Consider the following 19,197-nt stretch of genomic DNA (forward strand, 5'->3'; position numbering starts at 1 on the left):
TATCAATATACACAATACCCGTAGATACCATAGGGTGCGTCGCCACAGATAATCTACTTCCCAAGCTCGAAAATCTAGCAGCTACGCACCATACAAGGGGCGGGTTTTACCCGAAGTATTGATCGGTAGCTAAAGATATCGATAAACCCGCCGCCCACAGACTTAAGGAAAAAATTGCGAAATCTGAACTTCTATTTCTGGAAATGCCAGCATTGACAAAACATCATCTTCATTAAATACTGTTTCTTGTCGGTAGTTTGCCTCGCCCGGTTCGCGAAAAACATAAACTTGCCGCGTGTTAACATCCAGTATCCAATAATCAGTAATTCCCGCCTTAGTATAAGCCGGTGCTTTCCGCTTGCGGTCTGTTTCTAAAGTCGTGTCAGCTATTTCTACTAATAATAAAATATTGTCGGGTGCGGGATGAAAATCTTGGTACAGCCGAGGGTCAATTTGCACTACAGCAATATCCGGTTCTGGTTGTGAATTATAGCTTAGAGCGATCGGGTCTTGAATGCGAATTAAAGCAAGTCCTGCCAGCAGATTTCTTAGATAGTCGGCTGCACAGAGGTTAGTTGCTGCGTGCGGAGGGTTTTTTGCACTCATTGAAATAATTTGCCCGTCAATTAATTCGACTCGTTCATCGGGATTGAGAATGCCTGTTTCGGTCATGCGGCGGTATTCGTCTACAGTCCACAAGCGTACATCTGTTACAGTCATGGCACAATTTCCTTTGGCGATATTATCTATTATCGATTCACATTCTAGTTTTTATTAAATTACTCGGTCAACAATCTAGATTTAGCTGTAATTGCTCCCACACACCACAAAATGGCATTGACAATTTCCGATCGCTGAATATCTTCTGCGTCTAAAAAACTTGCAAACTCTTCCTCAATATTCAAATGGTCTGCAAAATCATAAAGTATGCGCTTATATTCAGTTGGCATGGGTATTAAAGTAGCTTTCACTAAATCGAAAAGTGCGTTCAAACAATTGAGGATAGTAGCTGACTCGTCAAAATCTTCGGCATCGAGCAAGTACAGCGTTTCTGCAATGTCGCAAATAGCGTCTATTTGTGTGGGTGGCTTTCCCAGTTTGCTGACATCGATATTGCACAATTGGAGAGCGTTAATCGCTAATTCTGGACGGGTAAAAAATACAAGTTGACCGCCGGCTACTAAGGGCGGCTCTTGTTCTCCATAGACAATTAGAGTATATAGATTTGGTATTTCGGTGCCGGGGTCGATCCGGAAACCGAACAGCCACAACAATTTTTCTGTATTTGGGATCGCTGTTTGCAGTGTTGTTGGGAAAATATTTGGTTCTGACATGAATTTTTAATCCCTATAATACGCTCTTAAACTCGGTTTCTACGCAATTTTTTTGTTTTTGTGAGAAATCTACAGAGGAACCGGGTTTATAAGGCAAGAGTGCGTAATTTTTTTCCTATAAATTTTGCTGGATTATGTCGTAGCATTCGGCAACAGTTGCTCTTTCTTCCATTGCGGCTACTAGGGCTTCGTAAGCTGATTTGTGGCTTTCGAGCAGGTTTTTTGCTCGCAGCAAACCCCAGTTTTGTTTAAGTTGAATTTCGGAAATTGGACGGCGCAGTTGTGTTAAAATAGCACTAATTTTGGTACGGTCTTCTGCTCCTCCTTGTGCGCTGCCGTAAACAAATTTTTCGGCGACTATTCCGGCCATCCATACCGTGCAGTATTGGTCTAAAAGTTGGGCGGAAAGTGTGCCACTTTGGAGTTGAGATGCTAATTGTTCGTCTTCAAATCGGACCCCGCCTTGGGCTGTTTGACCTTGTTTAAATGCTTCCCAAGCGTTGAGGGCGTAGCTGGTTACGGGAATTCCCAACAGGTACGCGACTAGGAAGTGTCCGGCTTCGTGGTGAAGGATTCGATCGCGCTTTTGTTTGGAAGTTCCCCCCAGCCAATCTAATAAAATAGTACCGCCTTGACCTTGCCACTGGAAACTGTCAAGGGTGGCTAGCCCCAACAGGCAAAAAGTGGCGATCGCAGGTACGGCTTCTGGCAAGTTGAATAGAGGCCCCAACAATATTGAAACGGTGATGGCAAAGATAGAAATAGCGATAATATTCAAAGAAGTGTCTTTCATAACTGGGAATTGGTAATGGGGAATTGGTAATGGGTAATTTGTAATAGGGAATTGGTAATGGGAATTGGTTTTAGAGGTAAACTCAGGTACGATCGCGCGATCGGTTTGGCAGCGTCGGGTCGATCGCAGCAGCCGGGACTTCCGACAAAAACACCACCTTCCAGTTTGACTGAAAATTGTCCCTCCGAAGCCACCGATATTAAAAAGATATTAAAATAAATCAAAGTCCAGTAAAAGTGTTAGTGGAATCCTTCATGTCAGTTTTGGCAGCGATCGCAGTTTTAGGTATCTTGATTGTCGTTCACGAACTCGGCCACTTCCTGGCGGCGAGACTTCAACACATCCACGTCAACCGCTTCTCTATCGGTTTCGGGCCCGTCCTCTGGAAGTACCAAGGCCCGGAAACTGAATACGCCCTCCGCGCCTTTCCCCTGGGAGGTTTCGTGGGTTTCCCGGACGACGATCCAGACAGTACAATTCCCCCAAATGACCCGAATTTGCTCAAAAATCGCCCCGTGCTCGATCGGGCGATCGTCATTAGTGCAGGGGTAATTGCCAACTTGATTTTTGCTTACTTCCTGTTGGTGGTGCAATTGGGCACTGTCGGCGCAGCAGAAATGAACTACCTACCTGGAGTTAAAGTCCCGGAAGTCGCCGCAGAAGTCAGTTCTGCCGCCAAACAAGCGGGAATTCGATCGGGCGACGTTGTTCTGTCTGTTGACGGCAAGGAATTGGGCGCTTCCCGCGAAGCAATCAAATTATTGGTCACAGCAATCCAAGATCATCCCAACCAACCCCTAGCTTTGGAAATTCAGCGCCAAGAACAAAAATTTGTGGTGACAGTAACTCCTGAAGAGTCGCCCGAAGGCAAAGGTCGCATTGGCGTGCAGCTAACTTCTAACGGCACTGTCGTGCGGCAGAGGGCCGGATTTGTAGAGGCGTTTAGCAAGGCCGCCAAAGAATTTGAGCGGATTGTGGTGCTGACGGTTCAAGGTTTCGGGCAGTTACTTAGCAATTTCAGCCAGACTGCCGACAAGTTGTCCGGGCCTGTGGCGATTGTGGCGATTGGTGCAGGGATTGCCAAATCGGATGCTGCGAGTTTGTTTCAGTATGCGGTGTTAATTAGCGTCAATTTGGCTGTGATTAATATCTTGCCTTTACCTGCTTTGGACGGCGGTCAGCTAGCTTTTCTTTTAATAGAAGGACTGCGCGGCAAGCCTCTGCCGAACCGTATTCAGGAAAATGTCATGCAGACTGGTTTGGTCTTGTTGCTGGGTTTAGGAGTTTTCTTGATTATTCGCGATACTGCTAATTTGGCTGGCTTTGATTTGCGAAATTTCATGCAATAGTAAATGAAGGCAGAGGGAACAAGCAAGAAGGAAGTAGGACGAATTATCTCTACTTTTCCGTTTTCCTATTTTCCTGTTTTTCCCTCTCCTTTTTTTCCTCAGTAAGCGAGGCAGAGCCTCTGGTTATGGGTTCCCCGGTCGTCCCTAGGAACCAGTAAAAAACAAATAACAAATGACTAATGACTAATGACTACTGACTAATGACTAATGACTAATGACTACTGACTAATGACTAATGACTAATGACTACTGACTACTGACTAATGACTAAAAAGTTAAGTTTAAAACAACGATCGCTCGAAATTCTGATTCGCCTCAAACGCCTCTATCCAGAAGCTCCTTGCACTCTCAACTACGAAACTCCCGTGCAGTTGCTGGTGGCGACGATTCTCTCGGCTCAGTGTACGGACGATCGAGTAAATCTGGTAACGCCGGCTTTGTTTGAGCGTTTTCCCGATGCGGTGGCTTTGGCAAATGCTGATATAGAAGAATTGGAATGTCTCGTGCGATCGACTGGTTTCTACCGGAATAAGTCTAAAAACATTAAAGGTGCTTGTCAGGCGATCGTCAATAAATTTAACAATCAAGTGCCGCAGCGGATGGAACTACTACTAGAATTGCCCGGAGTTGCCCGCAAAACGGCTAATGTCGTTCTCGCCCACGCTTTTGGTATTAATATGGGCGTGACAGTAGACACTCACGTCAAACGTTTGAGTCAACGGTTGGGATTGACCGAACATACCGATCCTATAAGGATCGAGCGGGATTTGATGGTATTGTTGCCGCAGCCGGATTGGGAAAATTGGTCGATTCGGTTGGTTTATCACGGCAGGGCAGTTTGTAATGCGAGAAATCCGGCTTGCAATATTTGCGAACTTGCAGATTTGTGTCCTTCTGCTAATAGTTAGGTTTTCCATAAATGTTAATTACAGGCTTTCCGCCCTGTACCACAAAAATCTGAAGTTTTTACAGATTGAGACCCTTCTGCTAATAGTTAGGTTTTCCATAAGTATTAATTACAGGCCGGAAAGTCTGTTGCTAAAAATGTTGAGTTATTGTGGAACAAGCCGGAAAGCCTGTTGCTAAAAATGTTGAGTTATTGTGGAACAAGCCGGAAAGCCTGTTGCTAAAAATCTTGTTGACAAAAGAAATAATTCAGATAAACTCGATCCGAAATGACCAAAATATAGTAAAATAGTAGATTGTGATTTATCTAAGGATATCAACAGATTATGGCTAAGAAGAGCATGGTCGAGCGCGAGAAAAAGCGCCAGAGACTCGTAGACAAGTATGCCGACAAGCGGGAAGACCTGAAAGAGCAGTTTGACCAAGCTAACAATCAGATGGACAAAATGGCGATTCACCGCCAACTACAACAGCTACCCCGTAGCAGTTCGCGGACTCGCTTGCGGAACCGCTGCTGGGCAACTGGACGCCCCAGAGGTTACTATCGTGACTTCGGACTGTCTCGCAACATGATGCGAGAAATGGCTCACGAAGGTCTTTTGCCCGGTGTTGTGAAGTCTAGCTGGTAGCACGAAGGAAGAAGGAAGAAGGAAGAAGGAAGAAGGAAGAAGGAAGAAGGAAGAAAAAAACTCACAATTAATCGGCAGGATTAGGTTTGGGGTTGATTTTTGTTTCAGACTTATGAGTTAAATTTTCCTCCTTCTTGCTTCACTGGCCACAGCATTTATCGATGCCGAGACTTTCGAGTAACAAGTCGCTGACGGCATTGGCGATCGCAAATTCGCCGTAGAAGCTTTTAGAAAAATCATAGGCCTGCATTTCGGTGACGATCGCAATTACGAGGCTGCCCACGTCATTTTCGCCTTCCATGCGCTGGCGGACATAGATTTGGGCAGCTCTTTTAGCTATTTGCTGGTTGGCTGCTTCTGGGATAAACTCGGAGTCTAGCCATGCCAGCAGCGTTTGTTGGAGCCATTGGCCTTCTTGTTCAGGGTTTTTGGCGGGCGGTAAGGTAATAGGTTCAATGGTTTCAGACATGATTATTCCTAATTGCTAATGTTGACTTTGAAAAGTTAACGGAGAAATGACAACTGATAAATATATGCAATATGATATACCGACAATTATACAAGGATATGCCCAAGGCTACTTCTTGATGGCAAATGAGGGCGAGGAAAGTTTGGGGTGGTATTCCAGCCGGCAGCGGGCGCTGATTCCCCTGGATGAAAGATTTACCTATCCGAAATCCCTGCGTCGCCAAATCAATCAAAATCGATTTTCGGTGACTGTGAACCGCGATTTTGGGGCGGTGGTTGAGGGTTGTGCCGATCGCGAAACGACTTGGATTTCTAAGGAGCTCAAGAAGATTTACTGGGGTTTGTATGAGGCCGGTTGGGCTTACAGCTTCGAGACTTGGTGCGGGGACGAATTGGCGGGCGGTATTTTAGGATTGTCGATCGGCGGTGCGTTTATTGGGGAGTCGATGTTTTACCGAATTCCCGAGGGTTCTAAGGTGGCGATGGTGAAGTTGGTGGAGAGATTGCGCGATCGATCTTATCTACTTTTCGACGCTCAAATGAACAATCCGCACTTGGAAAGATTCGGAGCTTATACTGTTAAGGAAAAACTGTACAACACTCTTTTGCAAGCAGCTTTGAAGCGCCGCTGCACGCTATTTTGAATATTCTGTCAGTCGGAAAAAGGCTGTACCGTTTCCGACCCCACTAGCTGCTTCAAACAATAGTATAATTAAGCTGAGATACTTCTCGGAGACAACCACTATGCAAGTCACAACCGAAGAAATTATTTATCCCAGCAGCGACGGTCAACCAATGGCAGACAGCACAATACAATACAAATTAATTGTCACAATCAAAGAAGGTTGCGAATCGCTGTTTGAAGATGACCCCAACGTGTTTGTAGCCGCCGATTTACTGTGGTATCCGGTTGAAGGTAGACCAGAGATTTCTCAAGCGCCGGATACGATGGTGATATTTGGTAGACCAAAAGGCGAGCGACGTTCATACATACAATCTCGCGAAGATAATATTGCTCCCCAAGTCGTCTTTGAAATTCGCTCCCACAACGATAGTAACACAAAAATGAACAAGAAACTTTCATTTTACTATCGTTATGGAGTCGAGGAGTATTACCTTTACGATCCCGAAAGAAATCAGTTAGAAGGTTGGCAAAGAATTGAAGGAATCTTAGAACCAATTGAACCGATGGAGGGATGGATAAGTCCCAGACTGGGAGTGCGGTTTGAGTTACCAGAAGAAGGGTTAGAAATCTATCGCCCTGATGGAGAAAAGTTTCTTTCCTATTCCGAAATAAATGCAGAGCGGCTATTAGAGCGACGGCGCGCAGAACAAGAATTTCAGCGCGCAGAAGAGGCCTCGCAGCGGGCCGAACAAGAAGCTCAGAAAGCCGAACGTTTAGCCGCCAAACTGCGCGAATTGAACATCGATCCAGATAGCATCTAAGCTCGAACTAGGAGAATAAACCCGGTTTGTCAAAGAAATCGGGTTTCTGGGGATTGCAGTTATTTACTTTTTTCAGGGCGAACGGGGATATTTGGTCGATCGCCCCCAGCTCAAATTACTTATACTACAATATATAATACAGATATTCGAGCCAAAATCCTTGGTGCTCAGAAAAATCAGAATCGAAGCCCCTTGAATGTGCAAAAATATTCAAGCAAACATTAGTAAATTATACAAGGAGAAATTGTTGTGGATTCCAGATATAACCCCCAATCCATAGAAGAAAAATGGCAGCAGACATGGGCTGAGCAAAACTTAGACCAGATGCCAGAAGATACCCAAAAGCCTAAATTTTATGCCTTATCCATGTTCCCCTACCCGTCGGGAAACTTGCACATGGGCCACGTCCGCAACTACACAATCATCGATGTAATTGCCAGACTCAAGCGAATGCAAGGTTATCGGGTATTGAATCCGATGGGATGGGACGCTTTTGGTTTGCCCGCAGAAAATGCAGCCATCGAGCGAGGAATTCCGCCTGCACAATGGACTTATCAAAACATTGCCCAAATGAAAGGCTTATTTCAGCGTTTGGGCATTTCATTTGATTGGACAAAAGAAGTTACAACTTGTTCTCCCGATTATTATCGGTGGACTCAATGGATTTTCTTGCAATTTTTAGAAGCAGGATTAGCTTATCAAAAAGAAGCCGCCGTGAATTGGGACCCCATAGATCAAACAGTCTTAGCAAACGAACAAGTAGATAACGAAGGTCGTTCCTGGCGTTCCGGTGCCAAAGTCGAGCGCAAATTATTGCGGCAGTGGTTCCTCAAAATTACCGATTATGCCGAACAGTTATTAAACGACTTAGACAAATTGCCAGATTGGCCAGAAAGAGTCAAATTAATGCAAGCCAACTGGATCGGCAAATCAGTCGGCGCTTACTTAGAATTTCCGATTGTCGGAATGGATGAAAAAATCGCCGTTTTTACCACACGTCCCGATACAGTTTACGGCGTCAGTTACCTTGTTTTAGCGCCGGAACATCCTCTAACTAAGCGCGTGACAACGGAAGACAGAAAAGCCGCCGTAGAAACCTTCATCAAAGAAGTCGCCGCCCAAAGCGAGATCGATCGCACAGCCGAAGACAAACCAAAGCGCGGCATCCCCACAGGTGGCAAAGCAATCAATCCTTTCAACGGCGAAGAAATTCCCATTTGGATTGCCGATTATGTGCTGTACGAATACGGCACCGGCGCAGTCATGGGAGTACCCGCCCACGACACGCGAGATTTCAAATTTGCCAATCAATATCAACTGCCAATTAAAGTAGTAATTGTGGATGATGATGAGCTGCCCTTGACCGAAGCTTACACCGAACCAGGAATTATGATTAATTCCGAAAGCTTCAACGGGATGGATTCAATTAAAGGCAAAGCAGCGATTATTCACCATGCCGAAAATGCAGGTTATGGCAAAGCCCGAATCCAATACCGCTTGAGAGATTGGTTAATTTCCAGACAGCGTTATTGGGGCGCTCCGATTCCCGTAATTCACTGTCCCACCTGCGGAACAGTTCCCGTACCCCAATCTGATTTGCCCGTATTGTTGCCGGAAAATGTACAATTTACGGGCAAAGGTTCGCCCTTGGCAAAGATGGAAGAATGGGTAAACGTTCCTTGTCCGAGTTGCGGCACTCCGGCGAAGCGGGAAACAGATACGATGGATACTTTTATCGATTCATCGTGGTATTTCTTGCGCTATCCCGATGCTCAAAATCAAGAGCAAATCTTCGATACGGCGAAGACAAATGATTGGATGCCCGTAGACCAATATGTCGGCGGCATCGAACACGCAATCTTGCACTTGCTGTATTCGCGGTTCTTTACCAAGGTTTTGCGCGATCGGGGTTTGATCAATTGTGACGAACCATTTAAACGCCTGTTAACTCAAGGCATGGTACAAGCAATGGCATACAAAAACCCCGTTACTGGCAAATACGTTCCCCCAGCAGATATAGACCCCGCAAATCCCAAAGATCCTCAAACTGGCGAAGCTTTGGAAGTCTTCTACGAGAAGATGTCCAAATCAAAATACAATGGTGTTGACCCCTTGGAAGTTATGGGCAAATATGGGGTAGATACGGCGCGGATGTTTATTTTATTCAAAGCGCCGCCAGAGAAGGATTTGGAGTGGGACGACGCTGATGTGGAAGGGCAATTTCGCTTTTTAAATCGCGTTTGGCGCGTGGTTACAGAGTTTGCTGGACGAGTCCCTGCCACCCCAGATCAAGCAGGAGAGAATGCTGAATTAAGTAAACCTGAGAAAGATTTGCGGCGGGCAATTCACACTGCAATTAAGGAAGTTAGCGAAGATTTGGAGGGCGATTATCAGTTCAATACTGCTGTTTCTGAAATGATGAAACTCAGCAATGCCTTGAATGATGCTAAATGTAAAGATTCGCCAATTTATGCAGAAGGAATTAACACTTTGATTCGCTTGTTAGCGCCTTTTGCGCCGCATATTGCTGATGAATTGTGGCACAATACTGGTAACAGTGAATTGGTGCATACGCAAACTTGGCCGACTGTCGATCCATCGGCATTAGTTACCGATGAAATTACGCTGGTTATTCAAGTTATGGGCAAGACTCGCGGCACAATTCAAGTGCCTTCTGGTGCTGATAAAGCTGCTTTGGAAAAGTTTGCTCGCGAGTCGGAATTAGCCAAGCGTCACCTGGAAGGTAAGGAGATTAAAAAGGTAATTGTGGTGCCTGGAAAGTTGGTTAATTTCGTGGTAGCGGGATAAAGATGAGAAACCCGGTTTATTGAAGAAACCGGGTTTATGAGACTTGCAGTTAAGAAGTAGCCATGCCAAAAATGAGCAAGCTAAACAAGACAAAAAAAACTTTTTTGAGAGGGCTATTCTGTTTAGGAAAATTTTGGGCGATCGCCTACATTGCTTCCTGTATACTCTTGTTTTTTCTGCAAACTCGTTTGCTCTTTCAGCCAACACCTACAATCGCCAAAACACCGGATGCTTTTAACATCCCTTACCAAGAAGTTTGGTTGCCAGTTAAAACTCGATCGCGCAAAATTGAAAAACTTCACGGTTGGTGGCTGCCCGCCGCAAATCGACAATCATTAGGAACTTTATTGTACCTGCACGGCAGGGGTTTGAACATCGGTGCGAATATCACTCAATCTTACCGCTTTCGGCAATTGGGTTTTTCTGTATTGCTGATTGATTACCGGGGTTACGGCCGCAGTCAAGGCAGTTTCCCGAAGGAATCACAAGTATATGAAGATGCTGAAGTTGCTTATGATTATTTAGTTAAGCAGCGGCAATTGTCACCCAGCGAAATCTTTTTATACGGTCATTCGATGGGAGGTGCTGTTGCTGTGGAATTAGCGATCGCACATCCAGAAGCTGCGGGATTAATTGTTCAAAGTTCGTTCACTTCAATGCTTGATATGGTAGAACGCTACAGTATAATGCGGCTGTTTCCGCTGCGGCTGCTGCTGACGCAAAAATTTGATTCTTTGGCGAAGGTTAAATTGCTGCGAATTCCAGTGTTGTTCGCCCACGGGACTGCTGACCCTTTGATTCCCAGTGGGATGAGTAAACAGTTGTATGCTGCTTCTCCTGAACCTAAGAAAATTTTACTTGTTGCTAATGCTAAGCACAATAATGGAGATCTTTTTTTTAACATTAGCGAATACCGACAAACTATTGTTAATTTTGCCGAGGAATATAGAATGAGATGAATGCCGATTACGCTCTCTATCTGTAAATTACTTGTACTTTATCTCCAAATTCTAGCTGCAATACTGATTGAGCGCTGCCGCCATTAACGGCAATTTCTACCCAACCGTCAGAACCAGTTATGGCAATTAAATCGCCCGGTTCGCTGTCGCTGTAGGTTTTACCGCTGGGGATGCGAATTGCATCAGAACTATTGCTAATTGTGAATGACCAATTGTTACCTATAATGCAACTATTAGGGATATTAGTAATGAGATTGCCAAAGCGATCGACATATTGAATGCAGCCTGCTGCACCTGTGGCTGTAACGGCACAATTTGGTATCTCTAACTGTAGTAAACTTGCGGGGTCGAGATCCTCCCCCAACTCTTCCAACGCCACCCCGTTCGCCAAGTGAGCGCCCGCAGCAGCGAAAATATCGCGACCGTGAAAAGTGCTGCTGGGTTGAGGTGTGCGCCAGTATTTGCGGTTGGTGAGTTCGACAGATGCGATCGCACTTTCCCGACTCAACACCCCGCTAAACAACCCGTTATCGGGCCCGACAAGAAAGCAATTAGCACATTTAATCGCAACCGGGCGTCTCTTGCTTCCCACCCCCGGATCGACGACAGCAATATGTACGGTTTCCGGCGGAAAATAAGCAAAAGCAGTCATCAAACAAAACCTCCCCGCCGCAATATTTTGAGAGGGTATTTGGTGCGTAATGTCAATGACTTTTAACTGCGGGTTAATTTGGGCGATCGCACCTTTCATCACTCCCACATAAACATCGGTTAATCCAAAATCCGTAAGCAGAGTTATAATTCTATTTTTAGACATATATCCAAAGGTTAAAATATGGTATCACAATGGGAAAACTTTCTGCAAAACTTGGGAGAATGGCACGGTTCCTTTACCCAGTTATCGCCGCGAGGAGAGGTACTTCAAGATACTCCTAGCATTATTTCTCTCGAAGGTTTCAATGACAACAAAACAGTGCGATTAAAACTCCGTCGGTTTTACCCAAATCCTAGCGGTGTCGGCGAACCGGAAGTCAACGAACTTGTTCGAGAATTTCAAGCTTTGGGACGAGATATCCTGTTTTTTGAGAATGGAGCTTTTTGTCAGGGAACTATTCAACTAGCGCCTTATTCTGAGTGCGGTGCCGAGTTTGGTTTTATCTACAATTATCGCCGGTTGCGCTTCCCTATGATCTACAATACCGACGGCAATTTATCCAAACTTACATTAATTCGGGAAAAACAGCCGGATAAAAATGTCCCCGAACGTCCGCATTTAACTGTTGAAGATTTGCTGGGAGAGTGGCAGGGTGAAGCCGTGACAATGTATCCAGATGGGCGTTCTCCTGACATTTATTCAACCAAAATGCAATTGCATTTGGAAAGTAGCGATCGCCTAGTGCAGAAAATTACTTTTGGCAGTAATGCTACTGTTATCAGTTCTAGCGCCAGCATTGACGGTTCTGTATTAAATTTTAACGAAGGTGCTTCGCCCGTGCAAGTTGTGCTGCTTCCTGACGGCGGTTCTTGCACTCTCCCTGTCAAGATTGAATTGAGAAAACCTATATTTTTCGAGGCAGGTTGGTTGGTAGAACCTGACTTGCGGTTTCGGATGATTCGCAGTTACAATGATCGGGGTGAATGGGTAAGTTTGACTTTAGTTACTGAACGCAAAGTTAGTCATTAATTCCGAGCAGTTGTTGAGGATTAAGATTGAGTCTTTTGCCCAGGCAAGATGCCCGCCCCACTATAAAATTGATATATTGTGGAACGGGCATCTTGCCCGTTCTAAAAATAGTACAAGATATCAGCAGTACAAACATTTTTCCAATTTAGGAACCGGATTTTGTTTCCTGTGTTTGCGATTGAATCACCGCACTCCAATCATCATTGTTAACAGCCGCTTCCAAATCCTTAGCCTGTTCGCCGTCACTTTTGGCCGCTGTTTCTAACTCTTTGGTAAGAGTGGAATCTGCCATTGCTTTCCGCAATTTCAGTTTCTTTTCCTCATAAGCTTTTTGTTCCTCAGCAGACATTGCCGATCGCGCAGCTTGACCTACCGTAGCCGCCCACATTTCGCTTTCAGCACCGTTTCCAGGCGGAATGCTGCCAATTTCTGCTATCCAAGCATCCCGCAAACTTTCCATTTCTTCCCGCTTCGGGAATTTGAAAGTTTGCACGCGCAGGAAAGCACAATTTTCGACGCCGTTTTGGGCGATGTGACCGTTGATTGAAAGCAGGATATTTCGCGAATAACCGATAAACTGAGTGTTGCGGGAAATATCCATTACAGCGTAAACGCCGGCGACTTTCGCATTAGTTGCCAAATCGCGCCATGTATCGATCGACATTACTTGCGTGCCGTCATTTTCTAATTCAGAAATAGCGGCCGCTGCGCTGTGTTCTGAGTCGGAACTGTATAAAAAGTTGTGCAGTCCTTCATGGGCGACAGGTACGTTTTGATGTTCAATTGCTACGTCTCGATCAGCATTCACTTGATTAGCTTCCATTAAATTCAATCCCTCAAAAAATGTCAACTTTACTCATTAAATCCCACTTTCAAGGGCGGGCAAGATGCCCACCCATAATAAAGTTCTTGTGGAACAGGCCGAAAAGCCTGTTCTATGGTGTTTTTGCCCTTATATACTTAACTTACGGCAATTTGTTGCAATTCCTCGTCAGTCAATTTAACTTCGAGCGCCCGCACAGAGTCCTCAATACTCGATACTTTGGTCGCACCGGGAATCGGAACAATGCAGGGCGATTTTGCCATCAACCAAGCTAATACTATACAGTAAACAGAAACATTTTTTTCTGCGGCTAATTTGGCGATCGCGGGCATATCTTGCAAGCTGGTGACGCGGCGGCTTCCTCCCAAAGGACTCCAGGGAAAAAATGTCAGTTTTTCGGTTTCGCAATATTCCAGCACGCCGTCTGATTCCGGCTGTCTGTGCCACGGATTATATTGATTCTGAACAGAGACAATTTCTACTGTATCGCGGGCGCGTTTGATCTGCTCTACAGAAAAGTTGGAAACTCCAACAAATCGAATCATTCCTGCTTCTACTGCTTCTTTTGCAGGTGCTAGGGCTGCTTCGATGGTATAAGCGGGATCGGGCGAGTGATATTGCCAAAGGTCGATCGGTTCTTTGCCCCCCAATGCTTCAAAACTTTCGCGAATTGTCTTGCGTAAATGGTGGGGGTTGCCGTTCCGCGTCCAAGCACCTTGAGGCCGCATTAAGCCGCCTTTAGTTGCCACAGTAACGGCCCTAACATCTCCGCTATACTGTTCCAAAGCTTTGGCAATCAGGTGCTCGTTGTGGTGTTTGTCGGATTGATCTTGGCAGTAGGAATCTGCGGTGTCAATTAGGGTGACGCCCAAATCGAGGGCGCGGTGGATTACTGCAATTGATTGATCTTCTGGCGGTCTGCCGCTTAAGGACATTGGCATACCTCCAAGACCGATCGCGCTGATAGTAAAATTACTGTTACCCAGTTTTTTTCTTTTCATTGGTTTGCCTGCGTTTGCGTGGTTTATTTCCAGTTTACATTTCAAGGATAAGTTGAAATCTTACATTTATTTAACTATCTAAGTAAATAGAAACAAATATTTTTTAGATAAGCTGTTTTGTCTTGAGAATGTATATTTCACTTCCCTATTCCGCACGTGTCAAATCCTCTCCCTCTCAAACATAATAGACAATCTAGATCGGCAGCAGCCTACCTACCTGCTTAACTAGCTGGAAGCGCTGGTGTAAAAGCGGAGTGCAAATTGCCAGAAGTAGCGGGAAAAAAATAACAGCCCGATCGCCAATATTCCCGCCCCTGCGATCCAAACGATTTCACCTCTCCCCAGCATGGCTTCTGCTGGCACAGTCGTCAAGAAGGCAACGGGAACCACAAAAGTGAAGAAAAATCGATAAGCTGCAGGATAAGCTGCCATGGGAAATCTACCCGCTTCTAACAATCCTTCGAGAACTTCGGTAACATTGTAAATTTTAACAAACCAAATGCTGGTTGCCCCTAACATAAACCATATACTGTAAAGAGTAATAGTTCCGAATAACAGCGGTATTGCTGTTAAAAAATAGTTACCGATTGCTACTCCCAATTTGTTAGCAGCATACAGCAGCAATACAGTGCCCAAGATTAAATCTGGCATTCCCCAAGGCGAAACTGTGTTTGCAGATAGCCAAAATTGAGAACTGATGGGTTTGAGGAGTACGAAATCGAGAGTACCTTGCTGAACTCGATCGACAATACGGCTGAGATTAGGTGCTAGAAACGTTGACGAAAACCCCTGCAAAATCGTGAAAATGCCGAGTACAACTAAAGCCTCTTCCCATTTCCATCCCGAAAAAGTGTAGCCTGTACGATAGAACAAAAATAGCCCAAACAAGCTGCCCGCAAGATTTCCGAGACTGCTGATGGTCGCGAGGACAAAGTTGATGCGGTATTCTAGTTCCGCTGCGATCGCCGCACCCCAGAACAATTTCAGTACGTGCAAATATCGTCCCATGTTTATAGCCATTTTTTGCGGTGTAAATACTTAGATTGCATCTTATTGTAAAGCTTGTGTTAAGTTAACTGCTGTACAGGCTGCTCTTTTAACTATAATTTTAAATTATTGAGCCCCCTTAGTTAAGTTGCTTTACTAACACGCAGTATTAACTTATCTAACAATATTTAAACAAAAATTACAATTATTAATTTAAGTCAATCCTAAGCCCATATATTTTGGCAATTATTAAGAAGAATTGATGTTTTTACACCAATTCTCGCTTGATTGATTGGAAAGACTAATATGTTACAATTCTTAATCTTATAAAGATTTGACAAATATCTAACCATAGGGTGCGTGACGGTGACTAATCATTGTACCGCAGCCCTTTACTATTGACTATCACGCACCGCTTTACCTAGGTAATATTTTTCTTACCAGCCACAGAATTCTGGGGAATATTTTTCTCGCCAGCGGCAGGATACCCAGTATCAATCGGCCAAATATTAAACCGAAAAGCAAACTCCAGATCATCGTGGGGCTGAAGGAATGAAGCAGGAGGGAAAAATCTGGTTGCTATTTAATCGGTGTATCTTTGATTAGGGGATAGCTGGCCCAAAAGATTTGTCCACCGCCGATCGCAGTTGCGACAAAAAGATGATATTCTCAAGTTGGCGAGAGCGCTTTTCTCTTTGTCTTCCTTCTTCCTGCCGATTTCCATTTGTTCTCGATCGCGCTCTTTCTGCTCTTGTTCCTTTTGCTTGTATAATTCTATTTGTTCGCGATCGCGCTGACCTTTCCATACCAAAAAGCGATCGCCTGCGCGTTGAGAAAAAGAGATAAAGTGCGCTCGACCTTTCCATCCCAAAATGCGATCGCCTGCGCGTTGAATTAGTAGGTTAGTTGATCGCACTAGCTCTACTTTTCGCCAAAAAAATTCCGTTACCAACTAAATGTTAAAATCTGTCTCGATCGACAACTACTTACCGCGCCCTGGCTTACAGTCTGCAAACCCCAACGCTAAGTGAGTCAAGAAAACTGGCGAGATCCATTTCTACGAAAGCTTCTATGGGATACTAAATAGCAGTCGCGCGGGTAATGAGGGCGATGCGGATGCGATCGGGTAGGTAAGCGAGGATGGATTGAGCGTCAGCCGGAATTTGCGGGTTGCTTGCGGTTGTCCGTCGGTCAATCGATTTTAGATTTTAGATTTTAGATTTTAGATTTTAGATTTTAGATTTTAGATTTTAGATTTTAGATTTTAGATTTTAGAGGCGACCCCACGGATAAATGCGGGGGCTTGAGGATTTTCGATTTTCGATTTTGGATTGATTCCACGGATAAATCACGTGGCGGGTACCACCTTTGAAATTCTTGGTCATGAAGATTGGGAGCGATCGCAACTAAGCGCTGTTAATCTCAAGGATGCTATCATAGATTAACAGTTACTATGTCTTTATAGGTAAATGACATGAATGCTAAAGAATTGCTCCTTAAAGAAGTGGATAATATTCCAGAATTTATATTAGAAGAAGTTTGGGATTTTTTGCAATTCCTCAAAGCAAAGTATGATAAAGATAAGTTAGAAGCAAGCCTGCTCAGTGAATCTTCTTTGCAAAAAGACTGGTTAAAGTCAGAGGAGGATGAAGCATGGCAGAATTTGTAAAAGGTGATGTGATAGTTGTTCCTTTCCCATTTTCCGATTTAACACAAGCCAAGCGCCGACCGGCTTTAGTCATAGCAACTTTGGCAGGAGACGATCTAATTCTTTGTCAAATTACTAGCCAGAAAATCGCCGATCGCTATGCTATTACCCTTGAAAGTAGTGATTTTAGCGAGGGCGGACTTAACCAAACTAGCAACATTAGACCTAATCGCTTGTTTACCGCTGACCGAGAAATTATACTTTATAAAGCTGGTAAGCTTAAACCTGAGAAGTTGAATGAGGCGATCGCTAAGATAGTTGAAATTATTCACCAGTAATTCTCTATTGTCCAGCGTTCCTCAGCTCACAATGCTGTTTGACTAGATTGTGTTGTGCGATCCCCTGGGCGTTGAAAAAAAGACATAAAGTGCGATCGACCTTTCCACACCAAAAATGCGATCGCACTCACACTCCCAAGCAAATATCGCCCTTCTTATTCCACTCATGGCGATCGCCGCATCACCTATAATTTTAATTAACACCCTGTCCCTCCCTTAAGCAGGGCTGGGGGGACAGGATGAAACGGGAAACGAGACTTAAAGCGATCGATAAACGCGATAGTTAATTTCAGGGAAAATATTATCAATCTCCTCAACCTTCTCCAACCAACCCGAATCAACTTTCCCTTCTTTCACTTCATCGTAAAGCTTGTGAAAGCGCATTAAGTGCGATCGAGTCCGCCGCACTGCATAGGGCACCATCGTCCCTGTACGCATGATAAATGCCCAGTCAGAAGATTGAGCTAGCAGCACTTCCCGGGCCGCTTGGTTCAAAGCGCGCCACTGCAATTCATCCGCAGGTTCCATGCTTCCCAACTCAATCATCCGTTCCGCAGCTTTGTGCAAGTGCGGGTAAATCCAAGCATTGGTATCGTTGAGCCAATATTCGTGGAAACCTCGGAAACCCCAGCTAGACTGAGACGGGCGGCACACTTGCTGAGTCGGATTTCCCCGCAAATAATCGGCTAAGTGCGTCATCTCGTAGGTATTCTGGTCGTACCAGCTCTTGCGGAACAGGTAATCTAAGAACCAAGGCCCTTCGTACCACCAGTGACCGAAAAGTTCGGCGTCGTAAGGCGAAACAATAATCGGCGGACGCTGCATAATGCCGTTGAGGTGTTCGACTTGGCGTTCCCGGTTAAAAGCAAAGTTGCTGGCGTGTTCGGCTGCTTTTTCCCTTGCCCAGTAAGGATCGTACAACTGTTTATCGCCTAAACCCAATCCGCGACCGGTGATTTTGTGATATTTAATCCCGGTATTTTTCCGCTGGCCGTTGGGCATGATGTAGGGCTTAATGTAATCGTAGTCAGCTTCCCAGCCCAAATCTTTGTAGAATTCGCGGTATTCGGCCGCGCCTGGATAGCCGACTTCGGAAGACCAAACCTGCTGCGATGATTCGTGATCCCGGCCGAAGGCTGCGACTCCGCACTCGGTGAAAATTGGGGCGTAGCTGCCGTAGCGGGGACGCGGGCGGGCGTAGAGGATGCCGTGACCGTCTGTGAGAAAGTAGCGGAGGCCTGCGTCGGCTAACATCCGCTCTAAGCCTTCATAGTAGGCGCATTCGGGCAGCCAAATGCCTTTTGGTCGGCGACCGAAGTTTGCTTCGTAGTTGTCGCAAGCTACTTGAATTTGTGCCCAAACTGCTTCGGGGTACATTTTCATCAGCGGTAAATAGCCGTGGGTGGCACCGCAGGTGATGATTTCGAGGTTGTTGGTATCTTGGTGTTCTTTGAAGGCTTTGACTAAATCTCGATCGTACTTTTCCCAAAAGTTGCGGACTTGAGAGAAATGGGCGGCGTAATGTTCTGCCAAATACCGGAGGTGGCCGTTGCCGCTGTTGTGTTCGATTTCGAGATCGGCTAATTCTTCGAGTTTAGCCAAGTGGTCGTCGAAGCGGTCTTGCAGCAAGGGGTCGCGCAGCATGGCCACCAAGGGCGGCGTCATGCTCATGGTAATTTTAAAGTCGATGCCGTCGCGCTTGAGCCCTTCAAAGACTTGCAGCAGGGGAATGTAGGTTTCCGCGATCGCCTCAAACAGCCATTCTTCTTCTAAAACGTAGTCGCTTTCGGGGTGGCGGACAAAAGGCAAGTGGGCGTGGAGAACGAGTGCGAGGTAGCCAATAGTCATAAAAAAATTCGGTAAGTGGGAAACGAGCGTGTCTTTAGACCTGAGAGGGAAACGGCTAGGCGGTTTCAACCGCCGTGAATCTTTCCATTACACGAGGATTGCTAGATGGGAGTGTACTTTTGTAATGTACTTTCAGTGGGACAATTACCACTTCCAACCTCGCAACCCGCGATCGC

22 protein-coding genes are annotated in these 19,197 nt (G+C 45.3%); 11 read left to right on the top strand and 11 right to left on the bottom strand.

Translation table 11 applies throughout. The annotated features are described in order from the left end of the window. Positions 1–162: 162 nt before the first annotated feature. The 3 genes from QUB44_RS00400 to QUB44_RS00410 form a co-directional block, all read right to left on the bottom strand. Entirely contained in the window at positions 163–720 is a 558-nt protein-coding gene (locus QUB44_RS00400; RefSeq protein ID WP_333361710.1) for a Uma2 family endonuclease, read from the bottom strand. Positions 721–779: 59 nt separating this feature from the next. Then, positions 780–1,334, bottom strand: a complete 555-nt coding sequence (locus tag QUB44_RS00405; RefSeq protein WP_333361713.1) for a hypothetical protein — start codon at positions 1,332–1,334, stop codon at positions 780–782. Positions 1,335–1,449: 115 nt separating this feature from the next. Further along, positions 1,450–2,127: an ATP-dependent Zn protease gene (locus tag QUB44_RS00410; protein WP_333361716.1), complete on the bottom strand. Its 678-nt coding sequence runs from the start codon at positions 2,125–2,127 to the stop codon at positions 1,450–1,452. A 57-nt stretch (positions 2,128–2,184) separates the two neighbouring features. Here QUB44_RS00410 and QUB44_RS00415 point away from each other — a divergent pair, with 57 nt between their 5' ends. The 4 genes from QUB44_RS00415 (at position 2,185) to rpsN (ending at position 5,011) form a co-directional block, all read left to right on the top strand. Then, positions 2,185–2,346 (top strand): hypothetical protein, encoded by a 162-nt coding sequence (locus tag QUB44_RS00415; protein ID WP_333105714.1) that lies wholly within the window; start codon positions 2,185–2,187, stop codon positions 2,344–2,346. 35 nt (positions 2,347–2,381) lie between these two features. Beyond that, the gene (gene rseP / locus QUB44_RS00420; RefSeq protein WP_333361719.1) at positions 2,382–3,476 is read left to right on the top strand and encodes an RIP metalloprotease RseP; all 1,095 of its coding nucleotides are present in this window, start codon (positions 2,382–2,384) and stop codon (positions 3,474–3,476) included. Between the two features lie 263 nt (positions 3,477–3,739). After that, on the top strand, positions 3,740–4,384 hold the full coding sequence (nth, locus tag QUB44_RS00425; protein WP_333361722.1) for an endonuclease III: 645 nt from the start codon (positions 3,740–3,742) through the stop codon (positions 4,382–4,384). A gap of 324 nt (positions 4,385–4,708) precedes the next feature. Continuing rightward, on the top strand, positions 4,709–5,011 hold the full coding sequence (rpsN, locus tag QUB44_RS00430) for a 30S ribosomal protein S14 (protein WP_333049990.1): 303 nt from the start codon (positions 4,709–4,711) through the stop codon (positions 5,009–5,011). Positions 5,012–5,150: 139 nt separating this feature from the next. On the opposite strand, the gene QUB44_RS00435 is transcribed toward rpsN, so the two are convergent. Continuing rightward, positions 5,151–5,480, bottom strand: a complete 330-nt coding sequence (locus QUB44_RS00435) for a hypothetical protein (RefSeq protein ID WP_190740107.1) — start codon at positions 5,478–5,480, stop codon at positions 5,151–5,153. A 46-nt stretch (positions 5,481–5,526) separates the two neighbouring features. Here QUB44_RS00435 and aat point away from each other — a divergent pair, with 46 nt between their 5' ends. The 4 genes from aat to QUB44_RS00455 all read left to right on the top strand — a co-directional run bounded on the left by aat (position 5,527) and on the right by QUB44_RS00455 (position 10,692). Further along, positions 5,527–6,123 carry a leucyl/phenylalanyl-tRNA--protein transferase gene (aat, locus tag QUB44_RS00440; RefSeq protein WP_445251267.1) on the top strand — a complete coding sequence of 199 codons (597 nt, stop codon included), beginning with the start codon at positions 5,527–5,529 and terminating at the stop codon, positions 6,121–6,123. A 100-nt stretch (positions 6,124–6,223) separates the two neighbouring features. Beyond that, positions 6,224–6,925: a Uma2 family endonuclease gene (locus QUB44_RS00445; RefSeq protein ID WP_333361728.1), complete on the top strand. Its 702-nt coding sequence runs from the start codon at positions 6,224–6,226 to the stop codon at positions 6,923–6,925. A gap of 249 nt (positions 6,926–7,174) precedes the next feature. Beyond that, positions 7,175–9,733 carry a leucine--tRNA ligase gene (leuS, locus tag QUB44_RS00450; RefSeq protein ID WP_333361731.1) on the top strand — a complete coding sequence of 853 codons (2,559 nt, stop codon included), beginning with the start codon at positions 7,175–7,177 and terminating at the stop codon, positions 9,731–9,733. 71 nt (positions 9,734–9,804) lie between these two features. Next, positions 9,805–10,692 carry an alpha/beta fold hydrolase gene (locus QUB44_RS00455; protein ID WP_333361734.1) on the top strand — a complete coding sequence of 296 codons (888 nt, stop codon included), beginning with the start codon at positions 9,805–9,807 and terminating at the stop codon, positions 10,690–10,692. A gap of 16 nt (positions 10,693–10,708) precedes the next feature. Here the strand turns inward: QUB44_RS00455 and QUB44_RS00460 are convergent, their stop codons facing one another. After that, entirely contained in the window at positions 10,709–11,509 is an 801-nt protein-coding gene (locus tag QUB44_RS00460) for an SAM-dependent chlorinase/fluorinase (protein ID WP_333361737.1), read from the bottom strand. Between the two features lie 18 nt (positions 11,510–11,527). On the opposite strand from QUB44_RS00460, the gene QUB44_RS00465 reads away from it, so the two are divergent. Beyond that, the gene (locus QUB44_RS00465; protein WP_333361740.1) at positions 11,528–12,376 is read left to right on the top strand and encodes a DUF3598 family protein; all 849 of its coding nucleotides are present in this window, start codon (positions 11,528–11,530) and stop codon (positions 12,374–12,376) included. A gap of 145 nt (positions 12,377–12,521) precedes the next feature. On the opposite strand, the gene QUB44_RS00470 is transcribed toward QUB44_RS00465, so the two are convergent. The 4 genes from QUB44_RS00470 to QUB44_RS00485 all read right to left on the bottom strand — a co-directional run bounded on the left by QUB44_RS00470 (position 12,522) and on the right by QUB44_RS00485 (position 16,103). Next, on the bottom strand, positions 12,522–13,199 hold the full coding sequence (locus QUB44_RS00470; protein ID WP_333361743.1) for a GIY-YIG nuclease family protein: 678 nt from the start codon (positions 13,197–13,199) through the stop codon (positions 12,522–12,524). A 137-nt stretch (positions 13,200–13,336) separates the two neighbouring features. Further along, on the bottom strand, positions 13,337–14,200 hold the full coding sequence (locus QUB44_RS00475) for an aldo/keto reductase (protein ID WP_333161262.1): 864 nt from the start codon (positions 14,198–14,200) through the stop codon (positions 13,337–13,339). A gap of 225 nt (positions 14,201–14,425) precedes the next feature. After that, a complete protein-coding gene (locus QUB44_RS00480) occupies positions 14,426–15,220 on the bottom strand; it encodes an ABC transporter permease (protein ID WP_445299851.1) in 795 nt (264 codons plus the stop codon). 550 nt (positions 15,221–15,770) lie between these two features. Continuing rightward, positions 15,771–16,103: a hypothetical protein gene (locus QUB44_RS00485; RefSeq protein ID WP_333361746.1), complete on the bottom strand. Its 333-nt coding sequence runs from the start codon at positions 16,101–16,103 to the stop codon at positions 15,771–15,773. 558 nt (positions 16,104–16,661) lie between these two features. On the opposite strand from QUB44_RS00485, the gene QUB44_RS00490 reads away from it, so the two are divergent. Both QUB44_RS00490 and QUB44_RS00495 read left to right on the top strand, forming a co-directional pair. Next, on the top strand, positions 16,662–16,856 hold the full coding sequence (locus QUB44_RS00490) for a hypothetical protein (protein ID WP_333055634.1): 195 nt from the start codon (positions 16,662–16,664) through the stop codon (positions 16,854–16,856). Then, positions 16,841–17,173, top strand: a complete 333-nt coding sequence (locus tag QUB44_RS00495) for a type II toxin-antitoxin system PemK/MazF family toxin (protein ID WP_333361749.1) — start codon at positions 16,841–16,843, stop codon at positions 17,171–17,173. Before QUB44_RS00490 ends, QUB44_RS00495 begins: the two co-directional genes overlap by 16 nt. Before the next feature lie 42 nt (positions 17,174–17,215). Here QUB44_RS00495 and QUB44_RS00500 read toward each other — a convergent pair whose 3' ends face one another. After that, a complete protein-coding gene (locus QUB44_RS00500) occupies positions 17,216–17,377 on the bottom strand; it encodes a hypothetical protein (protein WP_333361752.1) in 162 nt (53 codons plus the stop codon). A gap of 54 nt (positions 17,378–17,431) precedes the next feature. Beyond that, positions 17,432–19,021 (bottom strand): glycoside hydrolase family 57 protein, encoded by a 1,590-nt coding sequence (locus tag QUB44_RS00505; RefSeq protein ID WP_333036521.1) that lies wholly within the window; start codon positions 19,019–19,021, stop codon positions 17,432–17,434. Positions 19,022–19,197: the final 176 nt, after the last annotated feature.

The organism is Microcoleus sp. AT3-D2 (assembly GCF_036705715.1).
Lineage (GTDB): Bacteria > Cyanobacteriota > Cyanobacteriia > Cyanobacteriales > Microcoleaceae > Microcoleus.

What these genes read in the sequence shown, in the direction of transcription:
- QUB44_RS00400 (WP_333361710.1), bottom strand. Translation starts at nt 720, where the DNA reads ATGACTGTAACAGATGTACGCTTGTGGACTGTAGACGAATACCGCCGC.
- aat (WP_445251267.1), top strand. Translation starts at nt 5,527, where the DNA reads ATGACAACTGATAAATATATGCAATATGATATACCGACAATTATACAA.
- QUB44_RS00455 (WP_333361734.1), top strand. Translation starts at nt 9,805, where the DNA reads ATGAGCAAGCTAAACAAGACAAAAAAAACTTTTTTGAGAGGGCTATTC.
- QUB44_RS00410 (WP_333361716.1), bottom strand. Translation starts at nt 2,127, where the DNA reads ATGAAAGACACTTCTTTGAATATTATCGCTATTTCTATCTTTGCCATC.
- QUB44_RS00505 (WP_333036521.1), bottom strand. Translation starts at nt 19,021, where the DNA reads ATGACTATTGGCTACCTCGCACTCGTTCTCCACGCCCACTTGCCTTTT.
- rseP (WP_333361719.1), top strand. Translation starts at nt 2,382, where the DNA reads ATGTCAGTTTTGGCAGCGATCGCAGTTTTAGGTATCTTGATTGTCGTT.
- QUB44_RS00475 (WP_333161262.1), bottom strand. Translation starts at nt 14,200, where the DNA reads ATGAAAAGAAAAAAACTGGGTAACAGTAATTTTACTATCAGCGCGATC.
- QUB44_RS00435 (WP_190740107.1), bottom strand. Translation starts at nt 5,480, where the DNA reads ATGTCTGAAACCATTGAACCTATTACCTTACCGCCCGCCAAAAACCCT.
- QUB44_RS00465 (WP_333361740.1), top strand. Translation starts at nt 11,528, where the DNA reads ATGGTATCACAATGGGAAAACTTTCTGCAAAACTTGGGAGAATGGCAC.
- QUB44_RS00445 (WP_333361728.1), top strand. Translation starts at nt 6,224, where the DNA reads ATGCAAGTCACAACCGAAGAAATTATTTATCCCAGCAGCGACGGTCAA.
- QUB44_RS00415 (WP_333105714.1), top strand. Translation starts at nt 2,185, where the DNA reads ATGGGAATTGGTTTTAGAGGTAAACTCAGGTACGATCGCGCGATCGGT.
- rpsN (WP_333049990.1), top strand. Translation starts at nt 4,709, where the DNA reads ATGGCTAAGAAGAGCATGGTCGAGCGCGAGAAAAAGCGCCAGAGACTC.
- QUB44_RS00495 (WP_333361749.1), top strand. Translation starts at nt 16,841, where the DNA reads ATGGCAGAATTTGTAAAAGGTGATGTGATAGTTGTTCCTTTCCCATTT.
- QUB44_RS00405 (WP_333361713.1), bottom strand. Translation starts at nt 1,334, where the DNA reads ATGTCAGAACCAAATATTTTCCCAACAACACTGCAAACAGCGATCCCA.
- QUB44_RS00470 (WP_333361743.1), bottom strand. Translation starts at nt 13,199, where the DNA reads ATGGAAGCTAATCAAGTGAATGCTGATCGAGACGTAGCAATTGAACAT.
- QUB44_RS00460 (WP_333361737.1), bottom strand. Translation starts at nt 11,509, where the DNA reads ATGTCTAAAAATAGAATTATAACTCTGCTTACGGATTTTGGATTAACC.
- QUB44_RS00480 (WP_445299851.1), bottom strand. Translation starts at nt 15,220, where the DNA reads ATGGCTATAAACATGGGACGATATTTGCACGTACTGAAATTGTTCTGG.
- nth (WP_333361722.1), top strand. Translation starts at nt 3,740, where the DNA reads ATGACTAAAAAGTTAAGTTTAAAACAACGATCGCTCGAAATTCTGATT.
- QUB44_RS00490 (WP_333055634.1), top strand. Translation starts at nt 16,662, where the DNA reads ATGAATGCTAAAGAATTGCTCCTTAAAGAAGTGGATAATATTCCAGAA.